At 69.4% G+C, this 17,039-nt stretch carries 15 protein-coding genes; 8 read left to right on the top strand and 7 right to left on the bottom strand.

What is annotated here, in order from left to right; genetic code table 11:
• Window positions 1–91: 91 nt before the first annotated feature.
• A complete protein-coding gene (locus C9E82_RS14630; RefSeq protein WP_119896883.1) occupies window positions 92–1,363 on the bottom strand; it encodes a DVUA0089 family protein in 1,272 nt (423 codons plus the stop codon).
• A 224-nt stretch (window positions 1,364–1,587) separates the two neighbouring features.
• Between C9E82_RS14630 and pheT the strand changes: the two genes are divergently transcribed.
• The 4 genes from pheT (at window position 1,588) to C9E82_RS14610 (ending at window position 8,277) form a co-directional block, all read left to right on the top strand.
• Window positions 1,588–3,975 carry a phenylalanine--tRNA ligase subunit beta gene (gene pheT / locus C9E82_RS14625; protein WP_119896882.1) on the top strand — a complete coding sequence of 796 codons (2,388 nt, stop codon included), beginning with the start codon at window positions 1,588–1,590 and terminating at the stop codon, window positions 3,973–3,975.
• Window positions 3,976–4,493: 518 nt separating this feature from the next.
• The gene (locus C9E82_RS14620) at window positions 4,494–4,745 is read left to right on the top strand and encodes a hypothetical protein (protein WP_170161991.1); all 252 of its coding nucleotides are present in this window, start codon (window positions 4,494–4,496) and stop codon (window positions 4,743–4,745) included.
• Between the two features lie 95 nt (window positions 4,746–4,840).
• The gene (locus tag C9E82_RS14615; protein ID WP_119896881.1) at window positions 4,841–6,115 is read left to right on the top strand and encodes an HlyD family secretion protein; all 1,275 of its coding nucleotides are present in this window, start codon (window positions 4,841–4,843) and stop codon (window positions 6,113–6,115) included.
• Window positions 6,115–8,277, top strand: coding sequence for a peptidase domain-containing ABC transporter (locus C9E82_RS14610; protein ID WP_205962131.1), 2,163 nt, complete (start codon window positions 6,115–6,117; stop codon window positions 8,275–8,277). The genes C9E82_RS14615 and C9E82_RS14610 overlap by 1 nt, the downstream gene beginning before the upstream one ends.
• Here C9E82_RS14610 and C9E82_RS14605 read toward each other — a convergent pair.
• Window positions 8,259–8,936: an ArsR/SmtB family transcription factor gene (locus C9E82_RS14605; protein ID WP_119896879.1), complete on the bottom strand. Its 678-nt coding sequence runs from the start codon at window positions 8,934–8,936 to the stop codon at window positions 8,259–8,261. The genes C9E82_RS14610 and C9E82_RS14605 overlap by 19 nt on opposite strands.
• A 74-nt stretch (window positions 8,937–9,010) precedes the next feature.
• Between C9E82_RS14605 and C9E82_RS14600 the strand changes: the two genes are divergently transcribed.
• Window positions 9,011–9,337, top strand: a complete 327-nt coding sequence (locus C9E82_RS14600; protein WP_119896878.1) for an NIPSNAP family protein — start codon at window positions 9,011–9,013, stop codon at window positions 9,335–9,337.
• A complete protein-coding gene (locus C9E82_RS14595) occupies window positions 9,334–9,678 on the top strand; it encodes an antibiotic biosynthesis monooxygenase family protein (protein ID WP_119896877.1) in 345 nt (114 codons plus the stop codon). The genes C9E82_RS14600 and C9E82_RS14595 overlap by 4 nt, the downstream gene beginning before the upstream one ends.
• A 21-nt stretch (window positions 9,679–9,699) precedes the next feature.
• Here the strand turns inward: C9E82_RS14595 and C9E82_RS14590 are convergent, their stop codons facing one another.
• A complete protein-coding gene (locus tag C9E82_RS14590) occupies window positions 9,700–11,190 on the bottom strand; it encodes an MFS transporter (protein ID WP_119896876.1) in 1,491 nt (496 codons plus the stop codon).
• 90 nt (window positions 11,191–11,280) lie between these two features.
• Between C9E82_RS14590 and C9E82_RS14585 the strand changes: the two genes are divergently transcribed.
• Together C9E82_RS14585 and C9E82_RS14580 are read left to right on the top strand one after the other, a co-directional pair.
• The gene (locus C9E82_RS14585; RefSeq protein WP_119896875.1) at window positions 11,281–11,862 is read left to right on the top strand and encodes a TetR/AcrR family transcriptional regulator; all 582 of its coding nucleotides are present in this window, start codon (window positions 11,281–11,283) and stop codon (window positions 11,860–11,862) included.
• Window positions 11,846–12,628, top strand: a complete 783-nt coding sequence (locus C9E82_RS14580; RefSeq protein ID WP_119896874.1) for an aminoglycoside adenylyltransferase family protein — start codon at window positions 11,846–11,848, stop codon at window positions 12,626–12,628. The genes C9E82_RS14585 and C9E82_RS14580 overlap by 17 nt, the downstream gene beginning before the upstream one ends.
• Window positions 12,629–12,913: 285 nt before the next feature.
• Here C9E82_RS14580 and gap read toward each other — a convergent pair whose 3' ends face one another.
• From gap to purB, 4 genes are all read right to left on the bottom strand, one after another.
• The gene (gap, locus tag C9E82_RS14575) at window positions 12,914–13,915 is read right to left on the bottom strand and encodes a type I glyceraldehyde-3-phosphate dehydrogenase (RefSeq protein ID WP_119896873.1); all 1,002 of its coding nucleotides are present in this window, start codon (window positions 13,913–13,915) and stop codon (window positions 12,914–12,916) included.
• A 368-nt stretch (window positions 13,916–14,283) separates the two neighbouring features.
• Window positions 14,284–14,427, bottom strand: coding sequence for a hypothetical protein (locus tag C9E82_RS24530; RefSeq protein ID WP_170161994.1), 144 nt, complete (start codon window positions 14,425–14,427; stop codon window positions 14,284–14,286).
• A gap of 119 nt (window positions 14,428–14,546) precedes the next feature.
• On the bottom strand, window positions 14,547–15,557 hold the full coding sequence (locus tag C9E82_RS14570; RefSeq protein WP_119896872.1) for a FliG C-terminal domain-containing protein: 1,011 nt from the start codon (window positions 15,555–15,557) through the stop codon (window positions 14,547–14,549).
• 73 nt (window positions 15,558–15,630) lie between these two features.
• Complete coding sequence (gene purB / locus C9E82_RS14565) at window positions 15,631–16,944, bottom strand: adenylosuccinate lyase (protein ID WP_119896871.1); 1,314 nt, start codon at window positions 16,942–16,944, stop codon at window positions 15,631–15,633.
• Window positions 16,945–17,039 lie beyond the last annotated feature (95 nt).

Below are 17,039 nucleotides of genomic sequence, written 5' to 3'. Positions count from 1 at the left end.
ATCACAGATAGGATTTGCCGCGCTGCAGACAAGGGCAGGCCCAGAGAGGGATGGGCGGGCCGCCCCTGCGCAGGGGCCGCCCGCCGGGGCGTCATTCGGGGCGCGCGACCCGCTCGAAGATGTCGAAGACCAGGCCGACCGGGCGCATCGGCGCGCCGGGCTGGTCGATGCGGTTCACGTCGGTCAGCACCAGGTTGTAGCTGCCCGGCTCCAGCAGAAGCGGGCCCAGTTTGGCGTCGGTGGTGCCGCCGTGATCGTCGTTCTGGCCCGCCAGCGCGCCGCTGGTGGCAAACAGCGCCAGTTTCGGATCCACCCCGGCAAGCGAGCCATAGGCATCGACGATCAGCACCGTCGGGGCCTCGATCTGGAAGCGGAACCATTGCGCGCTGCCGTCCTGCAGCACGACCGTCTGCCCGATGCTGGCCAGGTCGATCTGCTGGACCGGATAGGCGCCGTCGGCGGGGGGCGCGATCTCTCCCCGGCGCCAGGCGGCCTGCAGGAAGGCGTCGCGGTCCAGCATCTGGGCCGAAACGCTGATCTGCCCGACCCCCGGCGACAGCGCCGCCACGCCCAGGCAATAGTCGCCGGGCATCAGGTTCGAGGGGAAATCCAGCCGCGAATCGGTGCCGTCGGCATCGTCGTTTTCGGCGATCAGCCCGCCATTCGAGTCGAACAGCCTGACATGCGGGTCCAGCTGGGCGCTGGTCGCGCGCAGCGTCACCGGGGTCGCCTCGGCGATGGTGAAGCGGTAATAGCCGGTCGCGTTGCCGTCCTGCGTGGCGCTGACGGGCCCCGAGGCGAAACCGGCCTCCAGCGCGCCCTCGGCCAGGGCCGTGGCCTCGGTATCGGGGCTGCAGGCGGCGATCTCTCCGCCGCCGGATTCGTTCAGCAGCGCCGGCTGGTCGGGACGGCCGACCTGCAAGGTGGCCTCGATCCGCTCGCCGCCGACGGATCGCAGCGCGACGCAGTAATCGCCGGGGCCGACACTCTCCTCGATCCGCGAATTCAGCGATTCGGGCGTGTCGTCATTGTCGGCGATCTCGTCGCCATCCATGGTCAGCAGCGTGATCGCCGGATCGCCCGAGGATTGCGCCTCGATCCGCAGGGGCTGGCTTTCGGCGGTGACGCGGAAGGCGATCAGGCCCTGCGCGCGGGCAGTCGCGGAAAGATTGGCCGACAGCGGCGCATCCGCAGCCGAGATGTCCGAGCCTTCCGGCCCGTCGCCGATCCATGCGGCCGCCATGCCCTCGCACAGCGGCGCGGTATCCTCGGCCGGGGCGTCCTGTGCCAGCACGGGCGCTGAAAAGCCCGACGAGGCCGCGATGGCGATGCAGGCCAGTCGCGATGTGTTTCGAAAGATCATGATGCAATTCCTTGAAGAGACCCCGCGCGAGCGGCGCTCGAATTCCGCGGCGACTTTGGCACCGGGCCCGATCGGCGACAATGGCCAAAAAACTGCCGTTTGGTTCAGGTGGCGGGGGCGGAAAAGCGCCGTTCCGGCTTGACCCCGGCGCCCTGGCCCGGTTCAAGGCAGGCAAAGGATCTGCCTGCCTCGCGCCGGCCGGCAATGCTGTGGAAAGAGACGTCATGAAGTTCACCCTGTCCTGGCTCAAAGAGCATCTTGAGACCGAAGCGACCCTCGACCAGATCACCGAGGCGCTGACCGATCTTGGCCTGGAGGTCGAGGAGGTCGCGGATCCGGCGGCGAAGCTGGGCGCCTTCACGCTGGCCCGCGTGCTGCATGCCGAACAGCATCCCGATGCCGACCGGCTGCGGGTCTGCCGGGTGCTGACCGACGAGGGCGAGAAGCAGATCGTCTGCGGCGCGCCCAATGCGCGGGCCGGGATCACCGTGGTGCTGGCCAAGCCCGGCGACTATGTGCCGGGCATCGACGTGACGCTTGGCGTCGGCAAGATCCGCGGCGTGGAAAGCCACGGCATGATGGCGTCAGAGCGCGAGCTGGAGCTGTCGGACGAACATGACGGCATCATCGAGCTGCCCTCGGGAGAGGTCGGGCAGAAATTCACCGACTGGCTGCGGGCCAACGCGCCCGAGAAGATCGACCCGATGATCCACATCAAGATCACCCCCAACCGCCCCGACGCGCTTGGCGTCCACGGCATCGCCCGCGACCTGGCGGCGCGCGGCCTGGGCGTGCTGAAACCGGTTCAGACGGTGACGGTCGAGGGGCGCTTCGACAGCCCGGTCCGGGTCTCGATCGAGCCGAGCCTTGCCGAAAAGGCGCCGTTCTTCGCGGGGCGGGTGCTGCGCGGGGTGAAGAACGGCCCCAGCCCCGACTGGCTGCAGAAGCGGCTGGCGGCGATCGGGCTGAGGCCGATCAATGCGCTGGTCGACATCACCAATTTCTTCACCTTCGACCTGAACCGTCCGCTGCATGTCTTCGACATGGCGAAGGTCAGCGGCGATCTTCATGTCCGCCCGGCCGCGGCGGGTGAGGAGATCCTGGCGCTGGACGGCAAGACCCATGCGCTGCCCGAGGGCGCGATGGTCATCGCCGATGCGAACGGTCCCGAAAGCATCGCCGGGATCATGGGCGGCGAGCATTCGGGCTGCGACGGGGACACCACCGAGGTCTTCCTGGAAAGCGCCTATTGGGACCCGATCACCATCGCGGCGACCGGCCGGGCGATGAAGATCAACTCGGACGCGCGCTATCGTTTCGAACGCGGCGTGGACCCGGACTTCACCCGGCCGGGGCTGGAGCTGGCGACGCGGATGATCCTGGAGCTGTGCGGCGGCGAGGCATCAGACGTAGTGACGGCCGGCGCGGTTCCCGACACGGCGCGGGCCTATCGGCTGGACCCGGCGCGCACCGCCAGCCTGGTCGGCCTGGACATCCCCGAGGCCACCCAGCGCGCCACGCTGGAGGCGCTTGGCTTCCGCATGCAGGGCGACATGGCGCAGGTCCCCTCGTGGCGGCCCGACGTGCTGGGCGAGGCCGACCTGGTCGAGGAAATCGCCCGCGTGGCCAGCCTGACCCGGCTGGAGGGCAAGCCGCTGCCGCGTCCCCGGCCGGGCGTGCCGAAGCCGATCCTGACGCCGCTGCAGGTGCGCGAACGCGCCGCGCGGCGGATGGCCGCCGCGCTGGGTTACAACGAATGCGTGACCTACAGCTTCATCGACCAGGCGACGGCGGCGCTGTTCGGCGGCGGCGCCGAGGCGGTGCGGGTGGAAAACCCGATCAGCAGCGAGATGACCCATCTGCGCCCCGACCTGCTGCCCGGTCTTCTGGCCGCGGCGGCGCGCAACCAGTCGCGCGGCTTCGCGGACCTGGCGCTGTTCGAGCTGGGCCCGGTCTTCTGGGGCGGCGAGCCGGGCGAGCAGGCCCTGCAGCTGTCCGGCCTGCTGGTCGGCGCGACCGGCCCGCGCGATCCCTTCGGCACGCGCCGCAAGGTGGACCTCTACGACGCCAAGGCCGATGCCGAGGCGGTGCTGGGCGCCATCGGCGCCCCGCAGAAGGCCCAGATCAACCGCAAGCTGGACGGCTGGTGGCATCCGGGCCGGGCGGGCAATATCGCGCTTGGCCCCAACCTGCTGGCCACCTTCGGCGAGATCCATCCGCGCGTGCTGAAGGCGATGGACGTGAAGGGCCCGGCGGTCGGCTTCACCATCCGCCTTGCCAATGCGCCCTTCCCGAAGGTCAAGGCGCCGACGCGGCCTGCACTGCAGATCTCGGACCTGCAGGCGGTCGAGCGCGACTTCGCCTTCGTCGTCGATCCGCAGGTCGAGGCGCTGGCGCTGGTCAATGCGGCGGCGGGCGCCGACAAGGCGCTGATCGAGCGCGTCACCGTCTTCGACCAGTTCACCGGGCTGGAGGACGGCCGCAAGTCCATCGCCATCACCGCCCGCCTGCAGCCGCGCGACCGGACCCTGACCGATGCCGATATCGAGGCGGTCAGCCGCAAGATCATCGAGAAGGTGCAGAAGGCGACCGGCGGCACGCTTCGCGGTTGAGCGCCAGGGCAGGGGCCGGCCGGGCAGGCCGGCCCGCACCCGCCCGGATGGCGGAAAACCTTAAGCGGAACTTGGCACAATCCTGGTTAACGATTGTTAATTTCGCTTGCCTCGGGCCGGGTTCGCATGTTTACTTCCCTCAGTTCAAGTGGTTACCCAGTTTGCCCAGCCGAGAGGCGGAGTCGTTATGAATACGTATTTCCTGCAAGCCGCAGCATGGACGCGCCTTGATGGCCGTCGCGGCACCCTTCCGAAAACCAGGCTTCGATAGGGCGCGGGCCCCTCTTTTCGCCCCCGTCTTTTCACCGTGCCGCCGGCCATTTCGCGCCGCGCCGGCATGACCCCATCTCCAGGATGATCGAGATTCATCGCGGGCCGTCGGCCTTGCGTTGAATGTCCGGGCTTCGGCGCGGACAAGCCGCGCATGGGCGTTTCCCATGCTTGTGCCCCTGGCGCTTTGGTCCGGTCTTCCGGGCCCGGCCAGGGTTTGTTGACCAGTGTAATGGTAGGAGAGAACCATGAATACCGCATTCGATCACATCGATGACGACACCATCGTTGCCCTGAACGGCGACCAGGTCGAAGCCGTTTCCGGCGGCCTGCTGCTGGGCCTGGTGACGCTGAAGGTCGCCGTCGTGAAAACCGTCCTGGGCGGCCTGATTGGCTGCGTCACGACCTGCGGCGGCCACGGCGGCGGCCATGGTCACGGTGGCGGCCATGGCGGCGGTCACGGCGGCGGCAAGGGCGGCAAGGGCGGCAGCAAGTGCTGATGCCTGCCTGACCCTCGCCCCGGCGGGGTCATGGTGACTTCCGGGCCCGCCGCGCCTTGCGGCGGGTCCGACAGCGAAGGAACACGGATTTCTCGATGAAGGACAGTCCGCCGCCCGAATCCGGGGGCAGCGCGCCGCTTTTCCGCCAGCAGGCCGTCGCCTATCAGGCGCGCTCGCTGGAGGGCGAGGTGCTGCTGTCGCTGTCCGTTCGGACGCGGATACTGGTCGCCTCGGCGGCGGTGGTGATCGCGCTGGCGCTCGGCTTCGCGGCGCTGGCCAGCTATGCGCGGATCGAGACGGTGCCGGGCTGGGTGGTCCCCGAGGGCGGGCTGATCCGGGTCACGGCGCGGCAGGGCGGCACGGTCGAGCGGCTGGACGTGACCGAGGGGCAGCGGGTCGCGGTCGGCCAGTCGCTGGCGGTGCTGCGCCTGTCCCAGGACACCGATTCGGGCGATGCCGGCGCCGCCATCGCCGATTACCTGCGCATCGAGCTGGAGGCCGCCCGCGCCCAGGCCGATGCCGAGCAGGAGCGGCTGCTGGCGCAGCGGCGGAACCTGGAACGCCAGCGCGCCGCCATGCGGCAGGAGCTGGAGGCCGGCGCGGGCCGCCTGGCCGCCGTGACCGAGCGGCTGGAGCTGCTGCGCAACAATGTCGAGCGGGTGAAGGCCATCGCCGAGCGGGGCTTCGCCAGCAACAGGTCGGTCGAGGAATCCGAGATGGCGCTGTTGATGGCGGAACAGGAGCTGGTCGACGTGCGCACCGGCATCATGGTGATGGAACGCCAGATCGAGGAGATGGACGCGCAGCTGCGCAGCATCCCCTTCTCGATCCGCGCGGCCGAGGCGCAGGCCCGCGCCTCGGAGGCCGCGCTGGAGCGGCAGGGGACCGAGCTGGAAGTGCTGAGCACCTATCACGCCACGGCGCCCTTCGACGGCCGGGTGGTCGCGGTGCCGGTGGCGCGCGGCCAGTCGCTGGACCCGCAGACCGCCATCGCCGTCATCACGCCCGAGGGCTCGCGCCTGCAGGCCGAGCTGTTCGTGCCGTCGCGCGCCGCCGGCTTCATCCAGCCGGGGCAGGAGGTGCGGCTGATGTACCAGGCCTTCCCCTATCAGAAATTCGGCACCGCCAAGGGCGTGGTCGCCAGCGTGTCGCGCACGGTCCTGGCCCCGGCGGAACTGTCGATCCCCGGCCTGCCGATCTCCGAGCCGGTCTTCCGCGTCAAGGTCGCCCTGGCCAGCGAGCTGGTCGAGGCCTACGGCCAGCAGATGCCCGTCCAGCCGGGGATGCTGCTGTCGGCCGGCATCGTGCTGGACCGCCGGACGCTGGTCGAATGGCTGCTGGACCCGCTCTATGCCGTGGGGCGGATGTGATGGGCCTGGCCGAGCTGAACCTGCCCGGCCATCGCCGGCTGCCGGTGATCCGCGCCGCCGAGGCGGCGGAATGCGGGCTGGCCTGCATGGCGATGATCGGGCGCTATCACGGCCATGACATCGACCTGAACGGGATGCGGCAGCGCCACGCGGTCTCGCTGACCGGGGCGACGCTGCGCGACCTGATGCAGCTGGCCGACACGCTGTCGCTGGCCGCGCGGCCGCTGCGGGTCGGGATCAGGGCGCTGCGGCGGATCGCGCTGCCGGCCGTGATCCACTGGGACCTGAACCATTTCGTGGTGCTGAAATCGGTCCGCGGCGACAGCTATGTCATCCACGACCCGGCGCGGGGCCGGCGCAGCCTGAACATCCAGGAATTCTCGAACCACTATACCGGGGTCGCGCTGGAGCTGGCGCCGGCAGGCGATTTTCGCAAGCTGGCGGCGCGGATGCCGGTGCGGCTGAATGCGCTGTGGTCGGGGATCCGCGGGCTGGCACCCTCGGTCGCGCAGGTGCTGGTGGTGTCGCTGCTGCTGCAGATCGCGACCTTCGCGCTGCCCTTCCACATCCAGCTGGTCGTGGACGAGGCGATCGGGCGGGCCGATGCCAACCTGCTGCCGGTGCTGGCGCTGGGTTTCGGGGCGCTGACGCTGCTTCATGCCGGGCTGGACGCCCTGCGCGCCTGGATCCTGCGGCTGCTGGGCTCGATGATGAGCTTCCAGGTGGTCGGCAATATCGTCCGCCACCTGCTGCGCCTGCCGGTCGCCTGGTTCGAGAAGCGCCATGTCGGCGATGTCATGTCGCGCATCGAATCGACCGAGGCGATCCAGGACGCGTTGACGCGCGGGATGATCTCGGCGCTGGTGGACGGGCTGATGGCGGTCGTCGCCGCCTTCATCCTGTTTCTCTATTCGCCGCTGCTGGCGATGGTGGTGATCGTCGCGCTGCTGCTGGTACTGGGGCTGGGCTTCGCCTATTTCCCCGCCACCCGCGCCGCCACGGAAGAGGCCATCGTCGCCCGCGCCGCCGAACAGTCGAACCTGATCGAGACGCTGCGCGCCATGCCCACCATCAAGCTGATGGGCGGCGAGGTCGAGCGCGAGGCCCGCTGGCGCAACCGCTTCGCCTCGGTCATCAACAGCTCGGTCCGGGTCGGGCGGCTGGGGATCACCCGCGACTTCCTGCAGAATGCGGTGCTCGGCATCCAGACCGTGCTGGTGATCTATCTGGGCGCGCGGATGGTGCTGAATGCCGACGGATTCTCGGTCGGGATGCTGATGGCCTTCCTGTCGTTCCGCCAGACCTTTTCCGACCGCGCCCTGTCGCTGGCCGAGGAGATCATGCAGTTCCGCCTGCTGCGGCTGCACTTGGAGCGGCTGGGCGACATCGTCACCGCCGAGCCCGACCTGTGCCCGGCCGCGGCCAGCCCTGTCCATCGCGACCTGGCCGGCGGCATCGAGCTGCGCGAGGTCGGCTTCCGCTATGGCGACAACCTTCCGCCGGTGCTGGAGAATGTCTCGCTGACGATCGCGCCCGGCGATTTCGTGGCGATCAGCGGCGCCTCGGGCGGGGGCAAGACCACGCTGGCCAAGCTGCTTCTGGGGCTGCACCGGCCGGTCGCCGGGCAGGTCCTGCTGGACGGGCGCCCCGCCGATCCCGCGGCCTGGCGCGCCTGGCGGGCGCAGATCGGCGTCGTGGCGCAGGACGACCAGCTTCTGTCGGGGACCATCGCCGACAACATCGCCTTCTTCGACCCCGACATGGACATGGAGCGCGTCATCGCCGCCGCCGAGGGCGCGCGCATCCACGAGGACATCCTGCGGATGCCGATGCAATATCTGTCGCTGGTGGGCGACATGGGATCGGCGCTGTCGGGCGGGCAGCGCCAGCGGGTGCTGCTGGCCCGCGCGCTCTATCGCCGCCCGAAACTTCTGCTGCTGGACGAGGGCACCGCCAACCTGGACGAGCGGACCGAGCAGGAGATCGTCGAACTGATCGCCTCGCTTCCGGTCACGCGCATCGTCATCGCCCATCGCCCGGCGCTGGTTCGCGCGGCGCATCGGCAGCTGGTCGTCGGCGGCGGGCAGGTCCGCGAATGCTCGGGCGATGCGGGGGCGGGCGGCCTTGCGGATCGCGCCGCGGCTCAGCCCAGCCAGTTGTGAAAGCGGCGTTCGCCCTCGGCGGTGAAGGCCACAACGCGCGATCCCTCCAGCCGACGCGCCCAGGACAGCGCGAACAGCCGGTCCAGGATCAGCTTGCCGACCAGCCCGGCCAGGTGGTCGCGCCGCATGCTCCAGTCCAGGCAGGCGCGGCATAGCGGGCGGTTGCTGCGCGGCAGCCGGTCCGGCGCCAGGCCGATCGCCGCCAGCCGCTGCCAGCCCGCATCGGTGACGGAATGCACCGTGCCATCCAGCCGCAGCCAGCCCGCCGCGCGCATCCGGTCGAACATCGCCACGCCCATCTCGCCCGCCAGGTGGTCATAGCAGATGCGGGCCTTGCGCAGCGCGGGCTGCCGGGGGCCGGTGCGCGGCGGCGGGTTCGCCGCATCGCCCGAAAAGACCATCAGCGCCTCCAGCAGCGCCGCGACATGCGCCCCGGCCAGGCGGAAATAGCGGTGCCGCCCCTGCGCCTCCATCGCCAGGGCGCCGCCGTCGACCAGCCGGGACAGGTGGCTGCTGGCGGTCTGCTTGGTGACGCCGGCAAGCCCGGCCAGTTCGGATGCGGTCAGCGCGCGGCCGTCCATCAGCGCCAGCAGCATCGCGCTGCGGGCCGGGTCGCCGACCAGCGCGGCGATGCGGGCGATCTCGGGTCCTTCGTTCATGGTTCGACGGTAATCGAACCATGTCCGCGCGGCAAGCGGCTAGTCTGGGGCGGCAGACAACGGAAAGGCAGGACATGATTACCTGTGTCATCACCTATGACATCGACCCGAACCGGCGCGAGCTGTTCGAGCGCTATGCCCGCAACTGGGGGCAATGCGCGCCGCGCTGCGGTGCCGCGCTGTTCGGCTATTTCGCCCCGCACGAGGGCTCGGCCAGCACGGCCTATGGCATCTATTCCATCGGCTCGCTGGCGGAATACGAAGCCTATCGCGCGCGGCTGGCGCAGGACCCGCTGGGGCGCGAGAATTACGATTTTGCCCGCCGCGAGGGCTTCATCCGTCGCGAGGACCGCCTGTTCGTCAGGCTGGCCTCGGGTCCCCATGCCAGGGGTGACACATGATCGCGGTCATCTTCGAGGCGGTCACGACCGAGGAAAGCCGGGCCGAATACCTGGACCTGGCGGCCGAGCTGCGCCCGCTGCTGGACGGGATCGACGGCTTCATCTCGATCGAGCGGTTCCAGAGCCTGACCACGCCCGGCAAGGTCCTGTCGCTGTCCTTCTGGCGCGACGAGGCGGCGGTCGCGGAATGGCGGTCGCTGCCCGCCCATCGCCGGGCGCAGGCGGCGGGGCGGGGCCATGTCCTCACCGATTACCGGCTGCGCATCGCCCATGTCGCGCGCGACTATGGCAAGGCCGACCGCGACCAGGCCCCGGGCGACAGCCGCCGCATCCATTCCTGACGCGATGCGGCGGCGGCGGCGTCAGGCGATCCGCGTCTGGCGCCGGATGACCAGCGCCACCAGGATCAGCATCGCGACCGCGACGCCGACCACGCCGACGAAGGCCTGGTCGAAGGCGGTGCGGGCAAGCCGGGCCACCGTTTCGGCCTGGGCGGGTTGCAGCGCCTCGGCCAGGATCAGCGCCTCGTCCAGGCTGTCGCGGGCCTGGCTGCCGATCACGATCCCCTCGGGCAGCACCATCGCCCGCGTGTACAGCGCCGACATCAGGCTGCCCAGCAGCGCGATGCCAAGCGCGCCGCCCAGTTCATAGGAGACCTCCTCGACCGAGGCGGCCATGCCGGCGCGATCCTCGGGCGCCGACAGCATGATGACGCTGGAGGCCGCGGTCATCGCGGCCCCGGTCCCGAAACCCATCGCCGCCAGCGCCGTCAGCCACAGGCCGGCCGGGCCGTCATGGGTCGCAAGGAAGGCCGCCAGCGCCAGCCCGGTCATCAGCAGCGCCGACCACAGCACGCGCTCGGCGCCCATGCGCGGCAGGGCCAGCCCGGCCAGCGGCCCGGCGAAGAAGGCCGCCGCCGGGATCGGCAGGATCAGCAGCCCGGCCTCCAGCGGCGAATGGCCCAGCACCAGTTGCAGCCGCTGGCTGAAGACCAGCTCGACCCCGATCAGCGCCGCCGAGGCGACCAGCGCCGTCGCCACGCCCGCCGAAAAGCGCGGATTGGAAAACAGCGCGAAATCGATCAGCGGCGCGGGGCTGCGCAGTTGGCGGCGGACGAAGACCGTCATGAAGACCAGGCCGATGGCGAAGCTCAGCGCGGCGGCGGTCCAGGACGGGTCGCGCTTGCTGATCTCCTTCACCGCATAGACCAGCCCGACCAGCCCGACCATCACCTGGACCGATCCGGCCAGGTCCCAGGGCCGGCTGCGGTTGCCGGGGCGGTTGACCAGCAGCAGCCGGCTTGCCACCAGGGCTGCCAGCACCACCGGCACGTTGATCAGGAAGACCGAGCCCCACCAGAAATATTCCAGCAGCAGCCCGCCGATGACCGGCCCCATCGCCGCCCCGCCCGAGGCCACGGCGGCCCAGATGCCGATGGCGAAGGCGCGCTCCTTCTCGTCGGTGAAGGTCAGGCGGATCAGCGACAGGGTGGCCGGCATCATCATCGCCGCGCCCACCGCCAGCACCACCCGCGCCGCGATCAGCGCCGCCGGCGAAGGCGCGAAGGCCGCCCCGAGCGAGGCCAGCCCGAAGACCGCCAGCCCCGCCATGAACATCCGCCGGTGCCCCAGCCGGTCGCCAAGGGTCCCGAGGCCGGGCAGAAGCCCGGCGACCACCAGCGGATAGGCGTTGACGATCCACAGCTTCTCGGTCGCGGTTGCGCCAAGGTCATGGGTCAGCCGCGGCAGGGCGGTGTAAAGCACCGTCATGTCGATGACGATCAGGAAAAGCGCGCTGGAGACGATGGCCAGCACAAGCCAGCGGTTGCGGGGCGGGCAGTCGAGGGGCGACATCGGTTCGAATCCTGGTTCAAGATGCGGTCGCGGCTTGTCCGCGCCTGCCGGGGCATATAAATACGTCCGTATTGAAATGGAAGGGGCGAAATGTCGGGACGACCACGCAGCATTGACCGGGACAAGGTCCTGGACGCGGCCGAGGCCATCGTGGCGCGATCGGGCGCCGCGGGCCTGACCTTCGAGGCCGTGGCCCGCGAGGCCGGGATCACCAAGGGCGGGGTGCAATATTGCTTCGGCAGCAAGGAGAACCTGATCCGGGCGATGATCCTGCGCTGGGGCGCGGCGTTCGAGACCGAGGTCATGGCCCATGCCGGGCCGGATCCGTCGCCGCAGGCGGTGATCCGCGGCCATCTCTTGGCCACCCGCGACACCGACGAGGCCGAGCATTCCCGCTCGGCCGCGATGATGACGGCGCTTTTGGAAAGCCCCGACCAGGTCGCCGAAAGCCGCGCCTGGTATACGCAGCGCCTTGCCGGGCTGGACCTGACCCGCGCCGCGGACCGCAAGGTGGCGCTGGGTTTCCTGGCCGGCGAGGGGGCCTTCCTGCTGCGCGCCCTCGGCCTGATCGAGCTTGACGAGGCGCAGTGGCAGAGGCTGTTCGCGGATATCCTGGAACTGGCGGGGCCCCGGGCCGATGGTGACGAGGCGGAAGATGGACGAACGGAATAGGCAGCAGGATATCCCGGCCGAGGCCCGCGCCGGGCTGGCGCTTGCGGCGCAGGTGTTCGGCCCCGCGCTTCTGGCCTTCCACCTGCACGGATCGGCGGTCGCGGGCGGGTTGCGCCCGCAAAGCGACGTGGACCTCTTGGCGGTGATCGACCGGCCGATGAGCGATGCGATGCGCCGGGACCTGCTGGCCGGCCTGCTGCGGATCTCGGCGCGCCATCCCGCCGCGCCCGGCGGGCCGCGCTGCATCGAGCTGATGGTGTTCCAGCGCGCCGACCTTGCCGCGCCCTGGCCGGCGCGGGCCGAGTTCCTCTATGGCGAATGGCTGCGCGAGGGGTTCGAGGCCGGCGCGGTGCCGGAACCCGTCCGGGACCCCGAACTGGTGCTGGTGCTGGCGCAGGCCCGACAGCAGGCCAGGCCGCTTATCGGTCCCGCCGCGCCCGACCTCTTGCCCCGGATCCCGGCCGAGCAGATCCGCCGCGCGATGCGCGAGGGGCTGCCGGCCTTGCTGGAAAACCTGCAGGGCGACGAGCGCAACGTGCTGCTGACGCTGGTCCGGATGTGGCACACGGCTGCCACCGGCGCCTTCATTGCCAAGGACGCGGCCGCCGAATGGGCCATGCCCCGGCTGCCCGCGCCCATCGCGGCGCTGCTGGGCCGCGCGCGGGATGCCTATCTGGGGCTGGCGCCGGACGATTGGCGGGACAGGCAGGCAGAGGCGCGGCAGGCGGCGGAACATCTGCACCGGCAGGTCGCGGCGCTGCTGTGAGCGATTCTCGGGTTGCCGCTGGTCCGGCGATTTCCCGATGCGCGTGACGATCGACTGCCGCCGCATCGCGATGGTGGGGCGGTTTCCGATCCTGCACCGGCGCGCGGCGCGGTCCCTTCGCAACGGCGACGCTACGTCCCGCCGAAGGCTGGCGGGGCGGCACGGCATGGTCGGGTGGATGGCGGGAAGCTATTGCCCCGCTTCTTCATCATCTTACCGAACCGCAAAGAAAAACGCCTGCCGAAGCGATCCGGCAGGCGTTTTCGTTTTCCCCTGCGGGCAGGCTCAGATCAGCTTGCCCATCGCCACGGCGGTGTCCGACATGCGGTTCGAGAAGCCCCATTCGTTGTCATACCAGGTCAGGATGCGGCAGAGCTTGCCCTCCATGACCTTGGTCTGATCCATGTGGAAGACCGAGCTGTGCGGGTCGTGGTTGAAATCGGACGAGACCAGCGGCTCCTCGGTATAGCCCAGGATGCCCTTCAGCGACCCGTCGGCGGCGGCCTTGATCGCGGCGTTGATTTCCTCGACGCTGGTGTCGCGCGCGGCCTCGAAGGTCAGGTCGACGACCGAGACGTTCGGGGTCGGCACGCGGATCGCGACGCCGTCCAGGCGGCCCTTCAGCTCCGGCAGCACCAGGCCCACGGCCTTCGCGGCGCCGGTCGAGGTCGGGATCATCGACAGGGCGGCGGCGCGGGCGCGATACAGATCCTTGTGCATCGTGTCCAGCGTCGGCTGGTCGCCGGTATAGCTGTGGATCGTGGTCATGAAGCCGCGGCTGATGCCGATCGCGTCGTTCAGCACCTTGGCGACCGGCGACAGGCAGTTGGTGGTGCAGCTGGCATTCGAGACCACCAGGTCATCGGCGGTCAGCCTGTCGTGGTTCACGCCATAGACGATGGTCTTGTCCGCGCCGTCGCCCGGCGCCGAGATCAGCACCCGCTTGGCGCCGGTCTGCAGATGCGGCTGGCATTTCTCCTTCGAGGTGAAGATGCCGGTGCATTCCATGATGACGTCGACATCGCCCCAGGGCAGTTCGGCGGGGTTGCGGATCGCGCTGACCTCGATCGGGCCGCGGCCGACATCGATCGAGTTGCCGCTGACCGTCACCTTAGCCGGGAAGCGGCCGTGGACGCTGTCATAGCGCAGCAGGTGGGCGTTGGTCTCGACCGGACCCAGATCGTTGATCGCGACGACCTCGATATCGGTGCGCCCCGATTCCACGATGGCGCGCAGCACGTTGCGCCCGATGCGTCCGAACCCGTTGATCGCGACTTTGACTGCCATGGTTCTCTCTCCCGACCAGATGACGTTGCGCTTCCTCTAGCCTGCGAAAGGGGGGGATGCAAATGCCCCGTGGCGGCGTTGCGCCGAAAGAATGCCTGACCTGCGCTAACACTCCGGGACGGATTGTCGCAGCCCGGACGGCGATCGGGCGGGGCGCGACGGGCCGCGCGGAAGGGCGGCGGCGGCGCGGCCGATCGGGACGGGGCAGGCCGACGGGAACCTTGCGGGCAAGGGTGCGCGGCGGGTAGGGGCGCCGGGTAACACCTTGCCGAGCCATGATTTTTTATGATCCGTTCGCCATCCTGCGGGGCGCGGGCTGCATCCGGGCGGGCGGCCGCAGCCGGAGAGAGCCGCCGGCCGGGTCCCGCTCAGCGCCAGAAGCTGAGATATTCGATGAAGCGGTCGAACTGCTTGCCGATCAGAAGCGGCAGGCCGAGATGCAGCCAGAAGTGATCCAGCAGCAGCAAGGCGGCAAGCAGCGCGACGAGGGCGATGGCGATCTGGTTGGTCATGGCGGCCTCCGCCGTCCTTATCCGCGCTCACTGCGGCATCCGCAAGCGCCGAGCGCCGCGGCGCGGCATCGGCGCGCGCAGGAACGGCGTGTGCAGGAACGGCTGGGCGCCGGGAGATCTCATTCCTCGGCATCGGGGACGATCAGCGCCAGTTCCCCGGCCTCTTCCAGGCGGCGGATGGCGGCGATCACCTCGGTCATCGCCTCCTCGCTGTCCCTGGCCGAGACCTTGCCCGCCGCCTCCATCTCCTCGCGTAGCCCGTCGGCCATGCGTTGCGACAGGTTCGACAGCAGGAACTGCGCGGCGGCGGCATTGTCTTCCTCCTGCGCCAGCAGGGCGCGGATCAGCACCGGCTGTTCGACCTCGCGCAGAATGCGCGGCACGTCGCGCGGCAGGATGCGGGCGGGGATATGGGCGAAGATGAAGATCGCCTTGCGCACGCCCCCGGCAAAGGCCTGGTCGGCATTTTCCAGCGATTCCAGCACCGAATCGCGCAGATCGGCGCTGGCGAAATTCAGGATCGCGCCGACGCGGTCGGCGGCGGGCGTGTCGATGGCGGGTTTCGGCAGGGCATCGGCCGATTGCAGCAGGATCAGCCCGACGCGATGCAGCACCTGCGCGCTGACGCCGCCGGTCATCGACATGGCCTGCGCCACCGCCTGGGCCCGGTCCAGCTCCAGCGAGGTGAAGGCCTCGCTGGCGCGGCCCACGGGCAGCTTGGACAGCATCAGCGCGACGATCTCGACCGGCTCCTGCGCGGCCAGCGCCAGGATCGCCTCTTTCGGCAGGGCCGAGACCCGCGCCCAGGGATCGCCGCGCCCGGTCATCGCCGCCAGCCGCCGCAGCCGGTCGGTGCTGTCCAGCGATAGTTTCTCGCCCAGGATCCGCAGGGTGCCGTCGATATCGCCGGGGAAGGTGACGCCCACGGCCTCCAGATCGTCGCAGAATTCGTCGATGATCGCGTCGCGGGTGCGGCGATCGACCAGTTCCATCCCGGCCATCGCCTCGGCCAGCAGCGTCTGGCTGTCGCTGTCCAGCCGGTCCAGCCCGAAACCCTCGTCATCGTCCAGCAGAAGCCGCACGATCACCGCCGCCTTCTGCCGCTGACTGAGCGCAACCTGCATGTTCATTCACACCCCCGCCGGTTTCTTCCCGGTCAATCTGGCATGAAATCCCTAAGCGGCGGTTAGCGCGATCCCGAAACTAGACGGGATTTGAATCGAATACCCGGCGAAAGATCGTGTCGACATGCCTGGTGTGATAGCCGAGGTCGAATTTCTCCTCGATCTCGGCCGGGGTCAGGGCCGCGGTCACTTCGGCATCGGCCAGAAGTTCCTCCTTGAAATCAGCGCCTTGTTCCCAGACCTTCATGGCGTTTCTCTGCACCAGCCGATAGGCGTCCTCGCGCGAGACGCCGGCCTGGGTCAGCGCCAGCAGGACCCGCTGCGACATCACCAGACCTTTGAACTTGTTCATGTTCCGCAGCATGTTCTCGGGATAGACGACCAGCTTGTCCACCACCCCGGCCAGCCGGTTCAGGGCGAAATCCAGGGTGATCGTGGCATCCGGCGCGATGCCGCGCTCGACCGAGGAATGCGAGATGTCGCGCTCGTGCCACAGCGCGACATTCTCCATCGCCGGGACCACCGCCATGCGCACCAGGCGCGCAAGGCCGGTCAGGTTCTCGGTCAGGACCGGGTTGCGCTTGTGCGGCATGGCCGACGAACCCTTCTGGCCGGGGCTGAAATATTCTTCCGCCTCAAGCACTTCGGTGCGCTGCATGTGGCGGATCTCGATGGCGATGTTCTCGATGGAACTGGCGATCACGCCAAGGGTGGCGAAGAACATCGCGTGGCGGTCGCGCGGGATCACCTGGGTGCTGATCGGTTCCGGGCGCAGGCCCATCTGGGCGCAGACATGTTCCTCGACCGCGGGGTCGATATTGGCGAAGGTGCCGACCGCGCCGGAAATCGCACCGGTGGCGATCTCCTCGCGCGCCGCCTGCAGGCGGGCCTTGCCGCGCGCCATTTCCGCATAGAAGCGGGCGAAGGTCAGGCCCATCGTGGTCGGCTCGGCATGGATGCCGTGGCTGCGGCCGATCCGCACCGTGTCCTTGTGCTCGTGGGCGCGGCGCTTGAGCGCCTCAAGCACGCGGTCCATGTCGGCCAGCAGGATGTCGGCGGCGCGCACCAGCTGCACGTTCAGCGTCGTGTCCAGCACGTCCGAGCTGGTCATGCCCTGGTGGACGAAGCGGGCGTCCTCGGCGCCGATATGTTCGGCCAGATGGGTCAGGAAGGCGATTACGTCATGCTTGGTCACCGCCTCGATCTCGTCGATGCGGGCCACGTCGAATTCGACATCCTTCGCGCGCCAGACGGCCTGGGCGTTTTCCTTCGGGATCACCCCCAGCGCGGCCTGCGCGTCGCAGGCATGGGCCTCGATCTCGTACCAGATGCGGAACTTCGTCTCGGGCGACCAGATCGCGGTCATTTCGGGGCGGGCATAGCGAGGGATCATGGCGCTCTCCTTGTCGTTGGCGCGGGCATAGCGGGGTGCCGGGCCGGGGGCAAGTTTTGGTTGGCGATTGCGCGGAATCGGCGGAACATTCCGCG

Source organism: Paracoccus sigandri, from assembly GCF_003709565.1.
GTDB lineage: Bacteria > Pseudomonadota > Alphaproteobacteria > Rhodobacterales > Rhodobacteraceae > Paracoccus > Paracoccus siganidrum.
The sequence above is the reverse complement of the archived record's forward strand: the minus strand, read 5'-3'. Positions and strand labels throughout refer to the sequence as shown.

Coding starts and splice junctions, on each gene's coding strand:
- C9E82_RS14630 (WP_119896883.1), bottom strand. CDS start 1,363: ATGATCTTTCGAAACACATCGCGACTGGCCTGCATCGCCATCGCGGCC.
- pheT (WP_119896882.1), top strand. CDS start 1,588: ATGAAGTTCACCCTGTCCTGGCTCAAAGAGCATCTTGAGACCGAAGCG.
- C9E82_RS14620 (WP_170161991.1), top strand. CDS start 4,494: ATGAATACCGCATTCGATCACATCGATGACGACACCATCGTTGCCCTG.
- C9E82_RS14615 (WP_119896881.1), top strand. CDS start 4,841: ATGAAGGACAGTCCGCCGCCCGAATCCGGGGGCAGCGCGCCGCTTTTC.
- C9E82_RS14610 (WP_205962131.1), top strand. CDS start 6,115: ATGGGCCTGGCCGAGCTGAACCTGCCCGGCCATCGCCGGCTGCCGGTG.
- C9E82_RS14605 (WP_119896879.1), bottom strand. CDS start 8,936: ATGAACGAAGGACCCGAGATCGCCCGCATCGCCGCGCTGGTCGGCGAC.
- C9E82_RS14600 (WP_119896878.1), top strand. CDS start 9,011: ATGATTACCTGTGTCATCACCTATGACATCGACCCGAACCGGCGCGAG.
- C9E82_RS14595 (WP_119896877.1), top strand. CDS start 9,334: ATGATCGCGGTCATCTTCGAGGCGGTCACGACCGAGGAAAGCCGGGCC.
- C9E82_RS14590 (WP_119896876.1), bottom strand. CDS start 11,190: ATGTCGCCCCTCGACTGCCCGCCCCGCAACCGCTGGCTTGTGCTGGCC.
- C9E82_RS14585 (WP_119896875.1), top strand. CDS start 11,281: ATGTCGGGACGACCACGCAGCATTGACCGGGACAAGGTCCTGGACGCG.
- C9E82_RS14580 (WP_119896874.1), top strand. CDS start 11,846: ATGGACGAACGGAATAGGCAGCAGGATATCCCGGCCGAGGCCCGCGCC.
- gap (WP_119896873.1), bottom strand. CDS start 13,915: ATGGCAGTCAAAGTCGCGATCAACGGGTTCGGACGCATCGGGCGCAAC.
- C9E82_RS24530 (WP_170161994.1), bottom strand. CDS start 14,427: ATGACCAACCAGATCGCCATCGCCCTCGTCGCGCTGCTTGCCGCCTTG.
- C9E82_RS14570 (WP_119896872.1), bottom strand. CDS start 15,557: ATGAACATGCAGGTTGCGCTCAGTCAGCGGCAGAAGGCGGCGGTGATC.
- purB (WP_119896871.1), bottom strand. CDS start 16,944: ATGATCCCTCGCTATGCCCGCCCCGAAATGACCGCGATCTGGTCGCCC.